Here is an 18300-nt window from a genome sequence, read left to right as displayed (position 1 = left end):
TCAGCGGCCTGTGACGGCACTGCGGCTGCCGCCTAGCGGTCATTCAAAATAATCTCAGACATATATCACCCCTGTGAACAAAGGCGCTGAAAGTGCCTTCCCTCCAAATTCACAGAGGTATCTTCAATGCCTGAACAATGTCCCAACTGTCAATCTGTCCGGATTGGTAAGAAAAACTATGGTAAGAAAACGGCCGGTGTCGTCGGTGCATCTGCTGGCTCGTATGGCGGCTATATCGCTGCTGCAACAGGTGGTCGAGTGGGTGCGTCCATTGGGATCGCCGCTGGGCCTGTAGGTGCAGCAGTCGGTGGTATCGGTGGCGCCCTGATTGGCGCGCTGCTGGGTGGCGCAACCGGCGCTTCAGCTGGCGTGATTCTGGGCGAGGTCCTGGATGAACGTGTCTTCGACAATTACCGCTGTTTAGATTGCGGCTATTCCTTCAGCACTGATCCCGATTCCCGGGACGCCTCTCGCTAACTCGTTTTGCACATTCCATAGGAGAACAATCATGGCTCACCTTATTGAGCAGATGGCCTATGTTGGCCAAACCCCTTGGCACGGCCTGGGGAATCAACTCACTACAAATCAGCCTCTGGAAGTCTGGGCGAAACAGGCTGGTCTGGACTGGCAGATCGAAGAAAGCCCGGTGCGCTTCGTTACCAACGCCGGTGGCCCTCTTGGCGAAATCCGGGCGTATCCAGACAGCAAAGTGCTGTATCGCTCTGATACGAAGGCGCCACTGTCCGTTGTTGGCAACCGGTTCAAGGTTGTACAGCCAGAAGAGATCCTGGAGTTCTATCGGGATCTGACGGAGGTATCCGGTTTTGAATTGGATACGGCAGGCGTTTTGAAGGGTGGTCGTAAGATGTGGGCATTGGCGCGTACCGGTCAATCTGGCGTGCTGAAGGGGAATGACCAAACCAATGCCTATGTGCTTCTGGCTACAGCCTGTGATGGCACCATGGCCACAACCGCTCAATTCACCAGCATACGTGTGGTGTGCAACAACACCCTCGCGGTTGCCCTTAAAGATGCGACAGCGACTGCAGTAAAGGTGAAACACAACACGGCCTTTGATGCGAATCTGGTCAAGAAGCAGCTGGGGATCTCCGTCTCCGCCTGGGATGACTTTATGTATCGTCTCAAAACGCTGAGCGAGCGCAAGGTCAAAACCACGGAGGCCCGCAATTACTTTCTGAAGGTGTTCACGGATGATATGAAGGAGGGTGTGGGCAAAACCAACGAACGCTCTATGGCTAAAGCATTGGCGTTGTATGAAGGAGAGGGTATGGGCGCAGCTCTGGCATCATCCGATGGCACAGCCTACGGAATGCTGAGTGCTGTGACGGAATTCATCGATCACCATCGCCGAGCCAAAACTGTTGATCACCGAGTGGACTCTGCCTGGTTCGGAACCGGAGCCTCGGTTAAGAATCGGGCGCTTGAACAGGCCATGTCGCTAGTAGCTTAAAACCCACTATTTAAAACCAAAACGTCATAAAGCCCGCCGGAGCATTGCGCTCTGGTGGGCTTTTTTTATGTCTGGAGGAAACACCATGGGCATGACTGCAAAAGCAATTCAGAAGCAACGTCCAGCGCTAAGGCTGGTCTCCACCAAGGATCTCAGTCGGGATGAATGGCTGAAGGTGCGTAAGCAGGGCATTGGCAGTAGCGATGCCGCTGCCGCGATCGGCATGAACCCTTACCAGTCCCAACTCGAACTATGGATGGTGAAAACCGGCAGAGATGCTGGCCTACCCAAACCGGATTCAGACGACCCCGCTTCACCGGTCTACTGGGGCCATATCCTGGAACCGATTGTAGCTGAGCAGTACAGCCAGCAGACGGGCCGGAAGGTGCGCCGGGTGAATGCGGTACTCCAGCATCCAGATCCGGACAAGCATTGGATGCTGGCCAACCTCGATTACTCCGTAGCAGCCGACGACGAAGTGCAGATTCTCGAATGCAAAACAGCAGGGGAGTTTGGATCACGGCTATGGAAAGACGGTGTGCCGGATTACATCCAGTGCCAGGTTCAGCATCAGTTAGCCGTCACGGGTAAACAAGCCGCAGACGTTTGCGTGTTGCTGTGTGGTCAGGAGTTGAAGATCTTCCGCATTGAACGGAATGAAGAGTTCATTGATGCGCTGATTACGCTGGAGCGCCAGTTCTGGGATTTCGTTGAAACGGATACCCCGCCTCCCGCTGATGGAACCGATTCGGCAGACCGAGCGTTACGCCACCTCTACCCGGTGGATCAGGGCGAAACTCTGGACTTCAGTCAGAGCAAAGAGCTGTCCCAAGCGTTCGACGAGCTTCTGGCTATCCGGTCTGAAATGGAAACCCTGAAATCAACAGAGTCACACCTCAAACAGCGAATCCAAAGCCAGATGGGCGAGGCCTCAAAGGCCACCTTCCCAAGTGGCAGTGTTAGCTGGAAACGAAGCAAGGATTCTATGGGGTTGAATACGAAGAAGTTGCTTCAGGATCAGCCAGAGCTTCTGGAGCGGTACCCACTTACCAGGTCGGGAAGCCGGCGATTCCTCATCCAAGCATGAATACCCCCTTGGCCACCTGGGTCTGACAAGCGCCCCGTGGCCCATTTTCAGGAGATCTATCATGATCAAAGGTTTAGCGATTACGCCGCCCGTGTTGGGGCGCATCAGTATTGGTAGGGTCGTTGAGAAGGACGGCATCCGGCTGCCACAGAAAGATAATCAATTCACCATCACCTCTCAGATCCAGGAAAAGGATGGATGGCTTTTGCACCCCATGGACGAAGAGCTAAGAAAGGACGCGCCAAACGGCAAGTTGCGCACCATTCCTGTGCGCATGTTGTTCAACGAAGCGGATCTCAACCTGCGGGCTGAATACACCATGTTTGACCGGAAAAGCGGACGGCCTATGTGTGTAGGTAATGGCGATACATGCAGGCGCCTCACGCAGTCAGGAGTGCAGTCGTTGCCATGCCCCAGTCCAACGTTGTGTGAGTTCGGTAAAGGCGGGCTGTGCAAGCCCTACGGGCGTTTAAATGTGAAGGTCGGTGATGACGATGACTTGGGTACGTTCATCTTCCGCACTACGGGCTACAACAGCATACGGACACTCGCGGCCAGGCTGAGTTATTACCAGGCAGTCTCTGGTGGTTTGCTGGCGTACATGCCGTTGGAGTTGAAGCTACGGGGTAAAAGCACGACACAAAGCCACCGGACGCCAATCTACTACGTGGATTTGGTGATCAAAGAAGGAATGTCGTTGCAGGAGGCTGTGGCGAAAGCAAAGGAGAAAGCCAAGCAGATGAAAGAGGAGGGTGTTGACCAGGCTGCTCTTGATGCTGCAGCGGCAAAGGGATTTGCTAATGCAATGTTTGAGTATGATGAGGAAGAAGTCACGCAGGTCATAGACGAGTTCTTTGCAAGCGAAAAGAGCTATGTAGTCGATGAGGCTTCCTCCGTCAACTCAAAGCTTCAGGGGCGGCTCAATCACGTGGCGTCTCTATCGGTGTGATCTGGGAACAGTGAATGAAAGCATCCGGTACCCCGGATGCTTTCATTCTGCTGCCGCACCATTTTTTTGGATTTAGTTCGAGGAAGCAGCATAAATATGTCAATCTCCATGTGCGACCTTGGCCCGATGGTAGTCGCCCAAAATCTAGGCCGATTTTCTAAGGAGTTCAGTCGTCCATCTTAGCGAGAGCGATGATATCTTGGCTGATCTTCTCTGACCCCTGATCTGGCCTGATCAGGAGCCGGGCCTTTCCTTGGCGGTCAAATATATAGACCGCGCTGCTGTGGGAAACGTTGTAGTCGCTGTTTTCGTTCGGTTCGCCATAACCGAAAGTCGTCCGGTATCGTTTGGCCAGCTCGCGAAGCTGAGATTCCGTTCCTGTCAGGCCGACAATATTCTCACCGAAAAAACGGACGTATTTGTCCAGACGCTCAGGCGTATCCCGTTTGGGATCAACGCTCACGAATAACGTCAATACCTCGCCCTTAAGTTCGGGTGGCAAGCCAACGGCTGCCCGGTTTAGTGTCTGCATAGTGGTCGGGCAAATGTCCGGGCAAGAGGTAAAACCGAAAAACATCATTCTCACCTTGTCGCTATAGTCCTCTGCAGTCACCTCGTCCCCGTCACTGTTGATCAGGTTGAATTCGAGCTCGGGCATCAGACCGCTGATATCCTTGCCGTTGTAATTAATCTTGCTGTCTGAGCAACCCGCTAGAAATGCAGTCAGCATAACTGTGAAAATCGCGAAGGCGCTGAAGGCACGTTTATTGATAAAACCACAACTCATTGGGCTGGTTCCTTGGATTGTCTGGACGGTTTCGGGTATTTCCCGTCCTGGTGCATAGCACGCCGGAGTATAAGAAGAATGCCGAGGACGCTCATCATGGCCGGTGGTATGTAGGTCAGCATGCCGCCAAGAAGTTGGTCGACTTCCGGGTCCAGGGGCCAGGCACGGCCACAGACTTCGTAAACGTCGTAAACCATGTCTCTGGAAAATACGATCCATGCGCCCAGAAACATCTGGAGCACGCCTGCCGCAGCCAGAATCAGCATGCGTTTGCCATACCCCAGCGATGAGGTGATGGCGGGCGGTCGCGGGTCAAAGACCAGCCACCAGAACAGCAGGCCATCCAGCAACATGCTCCAGTTCATGATCCAGTACAGGTCCCGGCTGAGCATGGCGTCAAAATGGATTGACGGCCAGAGCCAGAAATAAATAAGCCCCACAAACAGGATCAGCGCAATCAAGGGGTACTGAAGTACCTGATACACCCATCCCACTGGCCTGAGAGTGTTTCTCAGGCCGGGACTCATTTTGGCGTACCAGAATCGCATGATCGGCAAGGGGTTCGACAGGGCGATGAGGATCGGGCCGATATGGTGAAGAATGAGATGCTGGCCGCGATGCACGAAGAACATATACTGCGCGTAGTAGTCGAAGCGGGTTTGCATGACGCCATAACAGATCATTACGCCCAGAACGAATGCGAAAATTCTCAGCGCGCCAGGCCGATCTTCATCGGGCATTCGCAGTAGGCCAACGCCGTAGAATCCCAGCACAAGCATGTAGCTCAGCACGGTCAGCGGCGAGAAGTCGTAGGGCAACAGATAGTCTAGCAGTGACATGGCATTACCGGATAAGAGTTGTCGTTCAGTTCAGCGCATCAACTTCTGACTTCACCAGGTCGTACAGTTCCTGTGGTCCCAGCTTGCTCAGCTTCTGGCCATTAACATAGAACGTTGGTGTACCCTTTATTTTGACGCTCTGAACATCGCCCATATCCTGCTTGATAATTTTATCAATGTCAGGTGAGTCGAGCTGGTCGCGAGCGAGATCTACGTCTAGCCCAGCCGATTTTGCTGCTTCCCAGGCCGCTTTCACTTTCGGGTCATCATGCCATTGGGGCTGTGATTTCACGACTGCATCAAGCACGGGTTTGTAGACACTCTGCATGCGCGCTGTCTCAAGAATTCTCACGGCTTCTTCCGAACCGCCGTGAAACAGTACATAGCGCAATACCAGGCGCACGTCGTCAGGGTATTCGGCGAGAATCTCCTTTACGTAGGGGTACATGGCCCGACAGCCCTCGCAGGAGGGATCAAAGAACTCAACGATTGTGACCGGGGCGTTTTCCGGACCAATAACCGGCGAATAGTCTCTCACCAGAGGAGTGTTATCGGCCTTGGTGTTCTGAGTGGTGGTCTCCTTAGCATCCTGGGGGCGCTCATAGAACATAAAGGCCGCGCTGAATGGAATTAGGCTTAATGCAATGAGGCCCAGAGCGAGCGTGCGGTTTTGCATGTGAGAACTCCAAAGGTCTTATGTGTATCTGTATTTTGAGCATTAAATGGTTGAACGAATTGGCAGTAACTTACTGGGCACCCATTTGAGGTAGAACATCATCCCAAACAGCTCTACCAGTGACTGCAACACAATGACGATGACAGCCGCGTTCCAAACTTCGGGCAGTGACAGTGCCAGTGGCAGAACCACGAAGGAGTTCCGCGTCCCGAGGCTGAAAATAACGGTACGTCCGGTTTCCAATGGCAACCTGAAAAGCCTACTCAAACCCTGGCCAACCCGAGCCGCAGCTAACAGATAAGCCGGGAACAGAATCATTAATATCCAGACAATCCGACCTGTGGCGGAAATCTGACTGACCTGTGTCATCGAGATCAGGAACAATACGGCCGTCAGCAAGGGAACGGGCATCAAGCCCATCACATTGATGAACCGACTGGCGCCCGCGGAGCATTCGGCCCATTTCTGGGTCAGTAATGAGAGGACGAGCGGGACCATGATCAGACCCATAAAGGCCGGTAGTAAGTGTCTCCACAGGTTAAGGTCTACAGCGGATTGTTCGCCAATGAACAACCAGAGGTACAGTGGCAATAAAGCAACTTGGGCAATCAGTAGCACTGGCGTTGCGGCGATAGCACGAGTGCTGTCGCCCTTACCAAGGTGGGTGAAGGTCACGAACCAGTCAGTGCAGGGCATTAGCAGCACAAGTAGCACGCCCATCCGCAGTGCATCGTTGTCTGGCAGAGTAAGTAGCATCAGGCCGATGATTGCGGGCATCACCAGAAAGTTCCCTGTGAGCAGGGTTGCCATGAAACGGCGATCCCGGAATACTTCAGAAAGACGGGTCAGGGGTGTTTGGGTGAAAGTCGCATAGAGCAGAGAGCCCAGCAGCGCCCAGACCAGATATTCAGGAGCCATGGTGCCGGGGGAGGTTTTCCAGCCCACTATTATTCCAACAATGACGGCGATGAGGTACGCCCAAACTTGATGGCGCTCAATCATGTCTCGCATGGTGCCCTCGGGCCTTGGGGGATCACCACTCATCTGAATTCTGCATGATGAGGTAAGTCACGTATCACACCTTTTAACCATGGCCATAGGTTTTGGAATCCTTGTGCACGTGGTCAGGGTGCTCAAACTCCAGTGTTGAATGAGTTATGTTGAATTCCTGGTCCAGAGTCTGTTTTACCTTGCGCTTGATGTTCTCGAGCTCATTCCATGCGTTTTTGCCAACGATCACATGGCAATCCAGCGACGCATCATGTTCGCCCATCTGCCAAAAACGCACGTGATGCAGGTCGACAACGCCCTCGATTTTCGTCACGGCCGAGATGACGGAATCAGTATCGATATCCACCGGGCTAGCCAACATGAGTGTTCTTATGGTTCCGCCAATTTCTGTCAGGCCCAGGTAAAGAATATAGCCGGCAATGCCAATGGTGATGGCAGGATCAACCCAGCGCATGTCATAGAGTAGAATAAGGGCTCCGCCAATAACTACCGCTATCGACGCAAGAGCGTCTGACAGGTTGTGAAGGAACAGCGCACGGATATTGACGCTATCTTTTTGCATCGAGTATGTAAGCAAAACGGTCAATGCGTCCACCACCAGGGCAATGCTGCCAAGCCACACTACCCACCATCCCTTGACTTCTGGCGGGTCAATAAATCTCATGCCACCTTCGTAGATCAGGTAGAGTCCGATCATGATCAATGTGGTGTAGTTTATGAGGGCCGCAACCACCTCAATTCTCCCGTAACCAAAGGTCATTTTTGAGTCAGCCGGGCGACGCGCAATTTTTCGAGCTGCGAAAGCAATAACCAGCGATGCCATGTCTGAAAAATTATGTATAGCGTCGGCGATCAGCGCCAGGCTGCCGGCAAAAATACCACCCGCGATCTGGGCCAGGGTCAGGATGCCGTTTGCCCAGATGGCTACTGCTACACGTTTGTCATTGGTCTCGGGGGACAGATGAGTATGATCATGACTCATTGGATGTTCCTCGTGTGGTAGACATTAGTCATTATTTAGTCTGTCTTTTTGACAACTTCCTGATTCGTTTGCCGGGAATTTTCGGCCCTAAAGCTCGTGGCCAAAATTATGAGAGCGCCTGAGACAATGAGAATATCTGCAAGGTTGAACGCTGGCCAATGCCAGGATTGCCAATGAAAATCCAGATAATCGACAACATACCCACGAAGTATTCGGTCAATTACGTTTCCAACCGCACCTCCAAGAACCATAGAGTAAGCCAGAGCCTCCGCCGGTTGACGGGCATAACGAATTAACTTAAGCAGAACAATCGAAACAACAATTGCGATCCCAATTAGAAAATATCGTTGCCAGCCGTCACCGTTGGCAAAAAGACTGAAGGCTGCGCCAGTATTCCAAACGTGCACCCAGTTGAAGAAGGAAGTGATCTCAATGGATTGACCATAAGCCATAGATTGCTGAACAAGCCACTTGATCGCCTGATCCGCTAGCGCCAACACGGCGGAAAGGCCCAAAAAGACCCTTGTTGAGAGTTTTATGTGTTCTAAAGCCATCCAATTAACCTTTGATTTCAGGAGTGCACTTGCCGCCTTGCAGTTAAAACTCTATAGCTACTACAGAGTCAACAATTGATCTGTATTTTGAAGCGAGTCTCACAGATCTGCGAATACTCGACGGATCACGTGTTGGCCTTGTAGTAACTCTATGGTTGAACCCCCCCTCTGTCAAAACGGGGGTTAGGGGGCAAAGGCCGCCCTATTCGTAGAGTGAACAACCGCTCTCAGGTGACCAGCTTCAGTAATCGTTATGTTCGCGGAACACACTTTGCTGACCGTTGGCACGGAATGCGATGACCTGGTAATCCTCTTTCTTGCCGGTTTCCATACCGGGGCTGCCCTGGACCATGCCGGGCACTGAAAGCCCTAATGTATTGAACTGGGGGTTTTCCAGATAAGCAACAATGTCATCTGCCGGCACGTGCCCCTCAATCACCACGTCACCGATCAACGCGGTGTGGCAGGAGGCCATTTCACGTGGCACGTCATATTGCTGCTTGATCTCATTAATGTTGTCGGTTTTTACAACGGTGGTTTCAAAGTCATTGGCGTCCAGGTGTTCAACCCACGACTGGCAGCAGCTGCAACTGGGGCTCTTGTAGATTGTGATGGCCGGGCGAGATGTGTCAGCGGTGGCCTCAGAGGTCGACGATTCGGTGGGCTCATTAGCCTGTATCGCCAGCGTGGTGGCGCCCGCGCCGAGAACGATGACGGCAACACCCGTATACAGAGCAAGCTTTTTGGTCTTCATGGTAAATCCTCGATTGGTTTGGTTATGGGCAGCACAAGTCCCAGGGTCGCCTTGGCTTCCCCGGGCAATGAGTGTCGGTTCAGGGCGTTGCCCGAACGCTTAGCTGGCTTCGACGTCTTTGCCGTCCATGTGGTCGCCGCCGTGGCTCTGCATCATTTTCATGCAGGTATCGGTCATGGCTTTACGATCTTCCGGAGACATGTCAGACATCATGTTCATCATTCCCATCATGCCGTCCATTCCCTGCATGCTTTCCGAAGACGTCATGTCTTTGCCTTCGCCCTCGTGAGCAAATACAGAGAAGGTGCCAATGGTGCCGGCGAGAAAAATCGTTGTGATAGCGAGCTTGATTTTTGAATTGCGCATTTGATTCACTCCAGTTAAAGCCCCGTGATGAATGAAGGCACGGAGCTTTTTAAAAAATCGTTGTAAGAAATAACGTCAATGACTTTGCCGCGATGGGCAAAAATCCGGGTTACAGCTCAGGAGTGATGTTCTGGAGGGGGCGTAGAAGAAGTCAGGAAAGGATCCTGATAGAGGTCTGTGCGGGAGGTCAATACCGGTTGGGATCCGGTATCGGTTAAACCTATGGATTTTCCATGTAGGAGAGCGAAGCTGACGTTGACACCACATTGGCTCAACCCGCTGGCATTCGGGCAGACCATATCTGGGGCTAAGGCACAATTAGCTTCAATATCTGATGAGGAGTTGGCGTTTCCAGCCTGGGCCATCATCATGGAACCGCAATCTGTCATCTCGACACCCACCTGACTGTCCACTATGTTGACCATAGCCAACGCAGGCGCGCTTATCACCATAAGCAGTGTTAGCAGCGCAGAAATGAATTGGCGGGTCGTTGCGGTCATCCCGATCTCAAACACCAAGCAGGGAGGGTTAGAGGCTGTGACACACAGCTCGTCTATGAGTTCACTCAATGCTAGCAGTTTTTTATTTCAATGACATGATCACTTGAAAGCTTAAAGGAGTAAGTTAAATCCCCAAAGGACTGTACGCTGCTATTCGAACAGAAAAGTCCGGGCTCGCCATCGGCGAGAGCATGAATAGTGCATTCATACGGCTCCAACTGGAGCTGGGCGTCATAACGGTCACGGATAATCTTGGGGCTCAGCTCTGCACCTGAAAATAACGCATCATTCCATTGTCTTCGTGTTCCATGTTGTGACAGTGGTAGATGTAGAGGCCATCGAAACGCTCAAAGGTCATCGCCAGTTGAACGGTTTCACCCGGCATTACGAGGACCGTATCGTGCCAACCACTGTCCACCAGTCCCTGGCTCAGGCCATTCCAGCCACGGCTATGGCCTCCGGTGTCGCGCCCGATAACGTTGAACTGCAAACCGTGAACGTGCATGGGATGGGGCATTGGCGTGTTGTTCCGAAATTCCCAGATTTCCGTATCCCCCAAGCGGACTTTTTCGCCATCCGCAACCGTGGTTCCGGCAAAGCGCCGACCATTGATGGCAAAGCCCCGCATCATCGCTTGGCTTAGCTCAAACTGCCTGATCGGTGCAGAACCGGTAACGGGTATTTTTTTGCGTGCTCGGGCAAGCTCCGTCGGAAGCGGCTCGGTGATGTTATTCGATTCGGTCACCTCCAGTGTCATCAGGGTGAAACGACCGCCGTCGGGCAGGGTGGCGTTACCCCTCACCCCCATGCCGCCCATCATCCCGCGATTCATCATGCCACCGCTCATCATTCCAGCTTCATAACTGTCGCTTATAAGCTCTAATCTGCTACCGGGTCGGGAATCGGAAAGATCTACCCAGATATCAAGCCGCTGAGCTGGAGCCAGAACCGCATAGGGTTTGCTTTCCGGTTTTTTAAGAAGACCGCCATCGGCTCCGATAACCGTGACGGGGCGCCCGTCACTCCAAGCCAGCTTGTAGATGCGGGCATTGGAGCCGTTGAGAACTCGAATTCTGTATGGGCGAGCGACGATTTTCCGTGTTGTCGGGGGTGTTCCGTTGACCAATATCCGATCTCCCAGAAAACCGCGCATGCGCTCCATCATGCCCACCATTCCACCGTTGAGGTATACCAGCTCGTTGGCGCCTGCGAAGGTCCGATCCTGGAGCACCAGTAACAGTTCATTCTTACCGGCCGGCAGTCGGAGCCCCAACTCTTCGTCATCTTCAATGATCAGGAGCCCGGCAAGCCCCGCGTAACTCTGGAACCCGACACGCCCACCCTGATCGCCGTGAGCGTGGGAGTGGTACCAGAACAATCCTGCGCGGTCCAACACCTCGAATCCAACGGTCATCGTTTCGCCAGGGCGGATCGGCAGCCTTGGTTGGCCGTCTACGTCGGACGGCACATGAAGCCCGTGCCAATGCACAGTGGTGTCTTCCGGGAGCTCATTGTGAATATGGATTTTCACTGTCTGGCCTCGGCGTAGCCGAATTGTTGGGCCCAGATAGCTGTCTGGGTGTTCGGAGACGGTGTTTTTCGGACCTTTGAGCAATTCCGCCCTGTAGCGCCACACCTCGCTGGGCGTGCCTGGAAGTATGGGCACCGAGTCGGGTGTAGCATAGAGGTTCAGTTCAACATCGTATTCTTCGGGATCAAGGTCGAGCGTTCCCAATTCAGTGGCTCTTACTCCACCATCACAGCCCGTAAGCAGGAACCCCGGCGACAGCGTGAGCAGGAATCCAGTGCTGGCCATGGCTTGAAGCACTGTGCGCCGGTGGACTCTTTTGTGGCTCATCACTTGTTCCTTAGGTATTTGATCAGCGCCAGAATCGCAAGCACTAGCAGGACGATCAGAAGCAGCCAGACAACCATCATGAAGATTCCCATGCCCATCATCATATCGCCGCCCATTATACCGTCCCCCATGCGTCCGGGGCCGTAGGCAAGAGCGGAGAGAGGCAGGAAAATTCCCGTCATCAAGATGATTAGTTTCTCATAAATTTTCATTGCAATGTCTCCGGGGTTTTATCCGTTCATGAAATAAAAGGCGTGTCGAATGAGTCTTGAGCACTTGGACGGATTTTGCAATTACGAGCCGAGAAATCTCAAGCCCGAGCCTGCGCGAGCCCAACCAAATGATCTCCTCTACCTCAAGGACACAATTGTCAGGCCGCAGCTCATCATCCATGCCAAACAGTGGGGCACTCTTTTGGAAAGATCCGACATCAAATCGTGAGTCTCCGATATTGAGGCAGTTACGGCGAAGACTCGAGAGGAACTTATGTGCGGAAGTTCAGTCTCTATTTCTTAGCGGAGTAAAGCAATGCGCACTAGGGTGAGTCTTTTCTGAATGCTTGGTGACTTTGTTTATGTGGGGTATGGTTCATCCGTCGTGAGAAATACACTAACTTTTCTATAATCGGGATTTGGGCGCGATGAAGAAGCGGCTTTTGGGACTCGCAGCAATGCTGCTCGTAGCTTCTTTCCTTGGTTTACAGGGAACTGCTGCGATCTCTTTTGAGGTGGAGCCCATGGCTGAGGCTTGCGTTCTTTTGCCAAATGTCCCGGCTATGTCTGGCTGCGCCATGCTCCAGACTCCGGATGGCTGTAGCAGTACATGCATTTCTTCTTACGTTGCCAAATCTTCAATTCCGGTTTTGCCATTATTTTCGTCCTCCCCTTGCTCCAAGGATTATTCTTCTTGTTCTGGCCGTATACTGCCAGGGCCAGACCCCTTCCCTCCCAAGTATTCAGCAATATCGTGAACCGTTGATTGCCTGGTGTTCCCGCATCGAGCGACTGTCGTTTGATCTTGAGCGGTATTCGACCAAGTAGTCAGTCACTTCTAGTGGCTTTATTGCCTGATAAATACCAAAAAAAAATGGGAACTCAATTGTTATGTCATTCTGTTTGGAACACCCTGTGTGGCGCATGAACATGCTCTGTCGTCGGCTTTCGGTGACACTTTTTTTGAGTTTGACTGCAACCTTGGCACCTGCGAAAACAACGATGGATCCGGGAATTGAGGCGCTCCAGCAAAAAGTCGGCTTTACGGTGGTTGAACGATTCTCCACGCCAGCGGAGGGAGTCAACGGCTATGTAGTCAAGGATAGCGATGGAAATACTGGAGTAGTTTATGGACTTGGCGACTACGTTCTGTCTGGCGCGCTTCTGGAGGGCGACGGCAATGACTTGACACGCGAATACGTTGCACGTTATCTCACGATCCCGGCGTACGTGACAGTTGCGGGGCAAATTTCCCGAGATACTCATCTAGTGAGTGAGGGCGAGAAGGGTGCTCCCGAGATCTATGTTTTCGCGGATCCCAACTGTATTTTATGTAACAAGCTCTGGAAACTAACCCGAGGTTGGGTAGAGCAAGGAAAAGTACGGTTGCACTGGGTTATGGTTGGCTATCTCAAGCCCTCCAGCCTCGGATTCTCCGCTGCAATCATGAGCGCAAATGACCGGGCTGGAGCGCTCCAGGCATTCGAAGAGAACTTCGGCAATAGCCGCAAAGGAAGTGGAATTTCCGCGCTCACGCCCGTACCGGAAAACCTTATCGCGGCGCTTGAGCAGCACGTAAAGTGGATGGCTGAATTAGGTTTCAGTGGAACGCCGGGACTGTTGTTCAAGGACGCGAACGGCCAGTGGCAAAGTCAGGCCGGGGTGCCTGAACAGGAAGCGTTGAGAAAGGCGTTGGGGGTCAGTGAGTGATGAGTCAGTTTCCCTCTTTACTCATCGTCGGCCAGTTTCTGATGGCTGTTTTGGCAGGTTTGCTGCTCAACCTGACACCCTGCGTTCTGCCCGCGATCCCCATCAAGGTCCGGACCATCCTGCGGGAGGCGGGCAGCCGGCGATCACACCGTGTGTTCGCTGCACTGGCCTTCACGGCCGGAACGCTGGTCTTTTTCCTGACGCTGGGCGGCCTGACCGCACTGCTGCAGTGGAATTGGGGCACGTTGTTCCAGTCAACGGTATTCGTGGCCGTTCTGGTTGCGTTGATGGTCGGGTTTGCGATGGTCACTTGGCTGGACCTGCCCACCCCGGTTCCGGCGTTTGCCGCCTCGGCCCATGGCCGGCGTTACTTTGAGGCATTCGTCTCAGGGTTGATGAGCGCGGTTTTGGCCGCACCCTGTGCCGGGCCTTTCCTGGGTGGAGTTCTGGCTTTTGCCGTTACCCAGCCCGGGCCAGTAATCATGGGGATATTCGGCAGTATCGGGTTGGGTCTGTCCCTGCCCTACGCGGTGTTAATGCTCAAACCCGAATGGCTGAGCCGATTGCCCAAGGCGGGCCCCTGGACTCTGGCCATTCGAGAGGTGCTCGCGCTGGTTTTGCTGGCCGCCGCTGTCTTTTTCAGTGCGAGTCTGGTCCCTAAAGCGGTTTATCCATGGCTATGGTGGGCCTGGCTGGCACTGGTCCTCTTCTGGGGTGCCCGTCGCTTTATCAAAGGCAATGGAGGCGTGCGTGTGATCGCCGCAACGACGGCAGGCCTTGCTCTCACAGCGGCTGTAGTGTTTGCATCCCCGTTGGGGAGCGGCGAAGGCGAACTTGTCTGGCAACCTTACTCACCGAAACTCCTGACAGAAACAAGAACCCGGGGCGCACCCTATCTGCTGGAATTCACCGCGGACTGGTGTATTAACTGCAAGGTACTGGAGCGCACGGTGTATCGGGAGCCTTCTGTGGCCGCCGCCGTGCGGCGCGCCAACATGGTACCGATTCAGGTCGAAGTGACAGAGAGTGACCCTGAAAAGGACGCATTGTTAACCGCGACGGGTGGGCAGGCCTTACCCTTTGCGGCGGTAATTGACGGTGACGGCACCGTTATCGCTCGTTTTACGGGGCTTTTTGACACCGACAGCCTGATCGAGGCTATTAACCGCACGGAAAACTCACAACGTTAAACACTGGAGGCGAATCATGGTTATTCGACACAAAGTATCGCTGGCAAGTGTGGCGATTTTACTGGTTGCGGGAGCTGTCGCATTCCTCTCAATCGATAACAATCCCTCAAATAACACTCGTTCCATACAGGCGGAGGGAGCCAGTTCTGAAACTCCAGCACCCAGTGCCCGATTGGGGCTGGCAGATTCTTCTGACAAGGTGCGCGTGAATATTGTCCGAGATAAGAAGGCGCTGGTTGGAGATACCGATGAAATCATTTTGACTCTGGATATTGAACCGGGGTGGCACGTGAACGCCAACCCGGCGTCCATGGAGTTCCTTGTTCCCACGGTCGCGTCTTCCTCGGTAAACGGCCAGTCGCTTGAAATTCCGGTGCAGTATCCGCGTGGCCGTATCAGTGACATTACGCTCGGTGATACTACCCTTGAGGTTTACGATGACGACGCGAGTATCAGGTTACTGCCTGACGAAGAGCATAGAGCCATGTTGAAAGAAGCAGGCAAGCTTGACATTACGTTGCGAATGCAGGCCTGCAGTGACGAAGGTGTCTGCCTGGCTCCTGCTAACCTGTATCTGAATCTGAATGATATCGACACGAAAAGTGCAAATCTTTAACGCTGGCAGTTTTTCGTGTCAAAGTTGTGTTGCTCAATATCTGGGCGACTTGCTGTGCACTTTGCCGCAAGAGCTTTTTTTGCATGATTAAAGAAGGTGTCAGCAAGACTAATTTTTTTGATTCAAATTGCTTTTTTTCTCATGGTCGCTGAGTTGTCGCAAAAAAGTTCTTGAACCTCTAGTTGCTGAAGCTTTTAGAATGGAATCATCAGCAAATGAAAGGAGTTCGCTATGTCACATAATGCAACCCATGAAGTCGATTCCAAATCCTGCTGCGGCCAGCAGGCAGATACCGACTCGCGAGTGGCAGCGCCTTCTTCGCCCGCCAGGCGAAGCTTTCGTGTTAATGGACTTGACTGCGCCGAAGAGGTTGCGATTCTCAATAAGGTCGTCGGGCCGGAAGTCGGGGGTAGCGAACATCTGGCTTTTGACGTTTTGAACGGTCGAATGACCATCCTCGAAAGTGCTACACAGCTCAGCGACGACAAAATTATCAAAGTCGTCGGGTCGACGGGTATGAGCGCGAAGGCTTGGGATGCTGAGAGTGCTGAAGGAGATCAAGCGGCCCATTTTGCACGTCAACGTCTTTTCACCGGGGTAAGCGGCGGTTTCTGGGCAGCGGGATTTTTCTACCATATCGTTGAGACCGGAGCGGAAGGTGCTCTGCGGCTATTTTCCGGTCATGGCGAGATGTCCATGCCCTTGATCGAGATGGGGCTGTTCATGCTGGCGGTCGTGTTCGGAGCTTGGTTGGTCGCGCCCAAGGCTTGGTCGGCCGCGCGTAGATTGTCGCCAGACATGAATCTGCTGATGATCGTTGCTGTGGCTGGGGCAATCGGGCTGGGTGAATTTTTCGAAGCGGCAACAGTTGCCTTCTTCTTTGCGCTGTCTTTGACTTTGGAATCTTGGAGCGTCGGGCGCGCCCGCAATGCGGTCTCGGCATTGCTCGACCTGGCCCCACCTACGGCGCGCGTCATTCGTGAGGACGGATCAGAAGCTGATATCCCTGCGGCCGAGGTTGCGGTTGGAGATCGTTTCGTGGTGCGGGGTGGAGATCGTATCCCGCTTGATGGCGAAGTGACCGAGGGTCGCGGCGATGTGGACCAAGCTCCGATCACCGGAGAAAGCGCCTTGGTCGCCAAGGAAACCGGAGACGAAGTCTATGCTGGTACAATTAACGGCGATGGAACGCTGACGGTAAGAGCCACCAAGGCCGCTGGTGACACCGTTTTGTCGAAGATCATCCACATGGTTGGCGATGCGCATTCGCGGCGCGCCGAGGTTGAACAGTGGGTCACAAAATTCGCCCGTGTATATACGCCCATCGTCATGATAATGGCGGTTCTAATCGCCGTCGTTCCGCCGCTGCTGTTCGCGGGCGCGTGGAATTACTGGTTCTACAACGCTCTGGTGCTTCTGGTGATCGCATGCCCTTGCGCATTGGTCATTTCTACGCCTGTTTCCATCGTTGCGTCCCTCGCGGCTTCGGCACGCAACGGAGTGCTGATCAAGGGCGGTGCTTATGTTGAAGCTCCGTCGCGGCTGACGGCGCTGGCAATGGACAAGACCGGAACGATCACGATGGGTGAGCCGGAGGTAGCGGGTCTGCATCCCCTGGGCGGTGCGAGTGAGCGCGACCTTCTGGGTGCTGCCGTCGCGTTGGAGGCGCGTTCTTCGCATCCTCTGGCACGCGCCATTCTTGCGCGCGGTGAACACGATGGAATAAAGCAATCTGCGGCGACGGATACACAAACGGTGCCAGGCCGGGGCGTTGAAGGATCGTGGAATGGCCAATCTGTATGGCTTGGCTCGGATCGTTTTGCCACCGAAAAAGGGCTTGGCGATGCCATCCCTCGCGAAGTGCTGGAGCAGATTGAAGGGGCTGGTAGTACGCTTGTGGCCGTTGGATCCGGGGATAGATTGCTGGGTTTGATCGAACTGCGCGACCGCATCCGCCCGGATGCCAAAGGGGTCGTGGCACGCCTGCATGAGCAGGGCGTGAAAAAGATTATCATGCTGACCGGCGACAACGAGCGCACAGCGCGAGCTGTGGCGGCAGAGGTCGGCATTGATGAGGTTCGCGCGGAGTTGCTACCGGAGGACAAGGTGACGGCGATCCAGGAACTGGTTGCCAGTCACAGCGTCGTGGCAATGATCGGTGACGGCGTGAACGACGCTCCGGCCATGGCGCGGGCGCATTTCGCCATCGCCATGGGTGCGGTCGGATCGGACGCCGCCATTGAAACCGCCGACATTGCGCTGATGTCGGACGATATTGGCAAGGTGCCGTGGCTGATCCGTCATTCACGACGGACCATGAGCATCATCCATCAAAATATCGGCATAGCACTGGCAACCAAGGCGCTGTTCGTCGGGCTGACGGCCTTCGGAATGGCAACGATGTGGGGTGCCATCGCTGCGGATGTCGGCGTGTCACTGCTGGTGGTCGCCAACGCGTTGAGACTGCTGCGTCCCAAAAAGGATTGGCTCGACCCGTCGGAAGGAGCAAAAGTGGGAGGAAAGGCGGCTCACGGGGTTTTGGCAAATGGGCATTGAACTTAAAGAGTCAAATCACGAACCGAAAATGAAATTGCAAACAGAGAATAAGGCGAGGTTATACCCGCCTTGCCACGTGCCGCCCCGCATGTCGGATCGTTAAGGGATCGAAACTGACTACTGCACGAGCGACTGAGGTTGCGCGAAATTTTCATTCCCTTCAAGGGAGATAGGCACCCTTT

At 53.7% G+C, this 18300-nt stretch carries 19 protein-coding genes; 8 read left to right on the top strand and 11 right to left on the bottom strand.

Annotated features, from left to right (window positions below; genetic code table 11):
• Positions 1–126 precede the first annotated feature (126 nt).
• The 4 genes from FE848_RS05340 (at position 127) to FE848_RS05325 (ending at position 3507) form a co-directional block, all read left to right on the top strand.
• Positions 127–477: a hypothetical protein gene (locus FE848_RS05340; RefSeq protein ID WP_200201734.1), complete on the top strand. Its 351-nt coding sequence runs from the start codon at positions 127–129 to the stop codon at positions 475–477.
• Positions 478–508: 31 nt separating this feature from the next.
• On the top strand, positions 509–1471 hold the full coding sequence (locus FE848_RS05335) for a DUF932 domain-containing protein (protein WP_200201733.1): 963 nt from the start codon (positions 509–511) through the stop codon (positions 1469–1471).
• A gap of 85 nt (positions 1472–1556) precedes the next feature.
• Positions 1557–2558: a YqaJ viral recombinase family protein gene (locus tag FE848_RS05330; protein WP_200202101.1), complete on the top strand. Its 1002-nt coding sequence runs from the start codon at positions 1557–1559 to the stop codon at positions 2556–2558.
• 61 nt (positions 2559–2619) lie between these two features.
• The gene (locus FE848_RS05325; protein WP_200201732.1) at positions 2620–3507 is read left to right on the top strand and encodes a hydrolase or metal-binding protein; all 888 of its coding nucleotides are present in this window, start codon (positions 2620–2622) and stop codon (positions 3505–3507) included.
• Between the two features lie 166 nt (positions 3508–3673).
• Here FE848_RS05325 and FE848_RS05320 read toward each other — a convergent pair whose 3' ends face one another.
• From FE848_RS05320 to FE848_RS05270, 11 genes are all read right to left on the bottom strand, one after another.
• Positions 3674–4294: an SCO family protein gene (locus FE848_RS05320; protein ID WP_200201731.1), complete on the bottom strand. Its 621-nt coding sequence runs from the start codon at positions 4292–4294 to the stop codon at positions 3674–3676.
• The gene (locus tag FE848_RS05315) at positions 4291–5133 is read right to left on the bottom strand and encodes a cytochrome c oxidase assembly protein (protein ID WP_200201730.1); all 843 of its coding nucleotides are present in this window, start codon (positions 5131–5133) and stop codon (positions 4291–4293) included. The genes FE848_RS05320 and FE848_RS05315 overlap by 4 nt, the downstream gene beginning before the upstream one ends.
• A 25-nt stretch (positions 5134–5158) precedes the next feature.
• Positions 5159–5809 carry a DsbA family protein gene (locus FE848_RS05310; protein ID WP_200201729.1) on the bottom strand — a complete coding sequence of 217 codons (651 nt, stop codon included), beginning with the start codon at positions 5807–5809 and terminating at the stop codon, positions 5159–5161.
• A gap of 42 nt (positions 5810–5851) precedes the next feature.
• Positions 5852–6853, bottom strand: a complete 1002-nt coding sequence (locus tag FE848_RS05305) for an arsenic resistance protein (RefSeq protein WP_200201728.1) — start codon at positions 6851–6853, stop codon at positions 5852–5854.
• A gap of 40 nt (positions 6854–6893) precedes the next feature.
• On the bottom strand, positions 6894–7802 hold the full coding sequence (locus tag FE848_RS05300; RefSeq protein ID WP_200201727.1) for a cation diffusion facilitator family transporter: 909 nt from the start codon (positions 7800–7802) through the stop codon (positions 6894–6896).
• A 35-nt stretch (positions 7803–7837) separates the two neighbouring features.
• Positions 7838–8356, bottom strand: coding sequence for a signal peptidase II (lspA, locus tag FE848_RS05295; protein ID WP_200201726.1), 519 nt, complete (start codon positions 8354–8356; stop codon positions 7838–7840).
• 241 nt (positions 8357–8597) lie between these two features.
• Entirely contained in the window at positions 8598–9110 is a 513-nt protein-coding gene (locus FE848_RS05290) for a DUF411 domain-containing protein (RefSeq protein WP_200201725.1), read from the bottom strand.
• Positions 9111–9209: 99 nt separating this feature from the next.
• A complete protein-coding gene (locus FE848_RS05285) occupies positions 9210–9476 on the bottom strand; it encodes a hypothetical protein (protein ID WP_200201724.1) in 267 nt (88 codons plus the stop codon).
• A gap of 116 nt (positions 9477–9592) precedes the next feature.
• Positions 9593–9976, bottom strand: coding sequence for a hypothetical protein (locus FE848_RS05280; protein ID WP_200201723.1), 384 nt, complete (start codon positions 9974–9976; stop codon positions 9593–9595).
• 259 nt (positions 9977–10235) lie between these two features.
• Positions 10236–11834, bottom strand: a complete 1599-nt coding sequence (locus FE848_RS05275; protein WP_200201722.1) for a multicopper oxidase family protein — start codon at positions 11832–11834, stop codon at positions 10236–10238.
• Entirely contained in the window at positions 11834–12046 is a 213-nt protein-coding gene (locus FE848_RS05270; RefSeq protein WP_200202124.1) for a hypothetical protein, read from the bottom strand. Before FE848_RS05270 ends, FE848_RS05275 begins: the two co-directional genes overlap by 1 nt.
• Positions 12047–12970: 924 nt before the next feature.
• Here FE848_RS05270 and dsbG point away from each other — a divergent pair.
• From dsbG to FE848_RS05250, 4 genes are all read left to right on the top strand, one after another.
• Positions 12971–13756 (top strand): thiol:disulfide interchange protein DsbG, encoded by a 786-nt coding sequence (gene dsbG, locus FE848_RS05265; RefSeq protein ID WP_227715198.1) that lies wholly within the window; start codon positions 12971–12973, stop codon positions 13754–13756.
• Entirely contained in the window at positions 13756–14946 is a 1191-nt protein-coding gene (locus tag FE848_RS05260; RefSeq protein WP_200201720.1) for a protein-disulfide reductase DsbD family protein, read from the top strand. The genes dsbG and FE848_RS05260 overlap by 1 nt, the downstream gene beginning before the upstream one ends.
• Positions 14947–14962: 16 nt before the next feature.
• Positions 14963–15562, top strand: coding sequence for a protein-disulfide reductase DsbD domain-containing protein (locus FE848_RS05255; RefSeq protein ID WP_200201719.1), 600 nt, complete (start codon positions 14963–14965; stop codon positions 15560–15562).
• 231 nt (positions 15563–15793) lie between these two features.
• A complete protein-coding gene (locus tag FE848_RS05250) occupies positions 15794–18118 on the top strand; it encodes a heavy metal translocating P-type ATPase (RefSeq protein WP_200201718.1) in 2325 nt (774 codons plus the stop codon).
• The last annotated feature ends 182 nt before the right edge of the window (positions 18119–18300 follow it).

Source organism: Marinobacter sp. 1-3A (genome assembly GCF_016597775.1).
Lineage (GTDB): Bacteria > Pseudomonadota > Gammaproteobacteria > Pseudomonadales > Oleiphilaceae > Marinobacter > Marinobacter xiaoshiensis.
The sequence above is the reverse complement of the archived record's forward strand: the minus strand, read 5'-3'. Positions and strand labels throughout refer to the sequence as shown.

What these genes read in the sequence shown, in the direction of transcription:
- FE848_RS05340 (WP_200201734.1), top strand. Translation starts at nt 127, where the DNA reads ATGCCTGAACAATGTCCCAACTGTCAATCTGTCCGGATTGGTAAGAAA.
- FE848_RS05335 (WP_200201733.1), top strand. Translation starts at nt 509, where the DNA reads ATGGCTCACCTTATTGAGCAGATGGCCTATGTTGGCCAAACCCCTTGG.
- FE848_RS05330 (WP_200202101.1), top strand. Translation starts at nt 1,557, where the DNA reads ATGGGCATGACTGCAAAAGCAATTCAGAAGCAACGTCCAGCGCTAAGG.
- FE848_RS05325 (WP_200201732.1), top strand. Translation starts at nt 2,620, where the DNA reads ATGATCAAAGGTTTAGCGATTACGCCGCCCGTGTTGGGGCGCATCAGT.
- FE848_RS05320 (WP_200201731.1), bottom strand. Translation starts at nt 4,294, where the DNA reads ATGAGTTGTGGTTTTATCAATAAACGTGCCTTCAGCGCCTTCGCGATT.
- FE848_RS05315 (WP_200201730.1), bottom strand. Translation starts at nt 5,133, where the DNA reads ATGTCACTGCTAGACTATCTGTTGCCCTACGACTTCTCGCCGCTGACC.
- FE848_RS05310 (WP_200201729.1), bottom strand. Translation starts at nt 5,809, where the DNA reads ATGCAAAACCGCACGCTCGCTCTGGGCCTCATTGCATTAAGCCTAATT.
- FE848_RS05305 (WP_200201728.1), bottom strand. Translation starts at nt 6,853, where the DNA reads ATGAGTGGTGATCCCCCAAGGCCCGAGGGCACCATGCGAGACATGATT.
- FE848_RS05300 (WP_200201727.1), bottom strand. Translation starts at nt 7,802, where the DNA reads ATGAGTCATGATCATACTCATCTGTCCCCCGAGACCAATGACAAACGT.
- lspA (WP_200201726.1), bottom strand. Translation starts at nt 8,356, where the DNA reads ATGGCTTTAGAACACATAAAACTCTCAACAAGGGTCTTTTTGGGCCTT.
- FE848_RS05290 (WP_200201725.1), bottom strand. Translation starts at nt 9,110, where the DNA reads ATGAAGACCAAAAAGCTTGCTCTGTATACGGGTGTTGCCGTCATCGTT.
- FE848_RS05285 (WP_200201724.1), bottom strand. Translation starts at nt 9,476, where the DNA reads ATGCGCAATTCAAAAATCAAGCTCGCTATCACAACGATTTTTCTCGCC.
- FE848_RS05280 (WP_200201723.1), bottom strand. Translation starts at nt 9,976, where the DNA reads ATGACCGCAACGACCCGCCAATTCATTTCTGCGCTGCTAACACTGCTT.
- FE848_RS05275 (WP_200201722.1), bottom strand. Translation starts at nt 11,834, where the DNA reads ATGAGCCACAAAAGAGTCCACCGGCGCACAGTGCTTCAAGCCATGGCC.
- FE848_RS05270 (WP_200202124.1), bottom strand. Translation starts at nt 12,046, where the DNA reads ATGAAAATTTATGAGAAACTAATCATCTTGATGACGGGAATTTTCCTG.
- dsbG (WP_227715198.1), top strand. Translation starts at nt 12,971, where the DNA reads ATGAACATGCTCTGTCGTCGGCTTTCGGTGACACTTTTTTTGAGTTTG.
- FE848_RS05260 (WP_200201720.1), top strand. Translation starts at nt 13,756, where the DNA reads ATGAGTCAGTTTCCCTCTTTACTCATCGTCGGCCAGTTTCTGATGGCT.
- FE848_RS05255 (WP_200201719.1), top strand. Translation starts at nt 14,963, where the DNA reads ATGGTTATTCGACACAAAGTATCGCTGGCAAGTGTGGCGATTTTACTG.
- FE848_RS05250 (WP_200201718.1), top strand. Translation starts at nt 15,794, where the DNA reads ATGTCACATAATGCAACCCATGAAGTCGATTCCAAATCCTGCTGCGGC.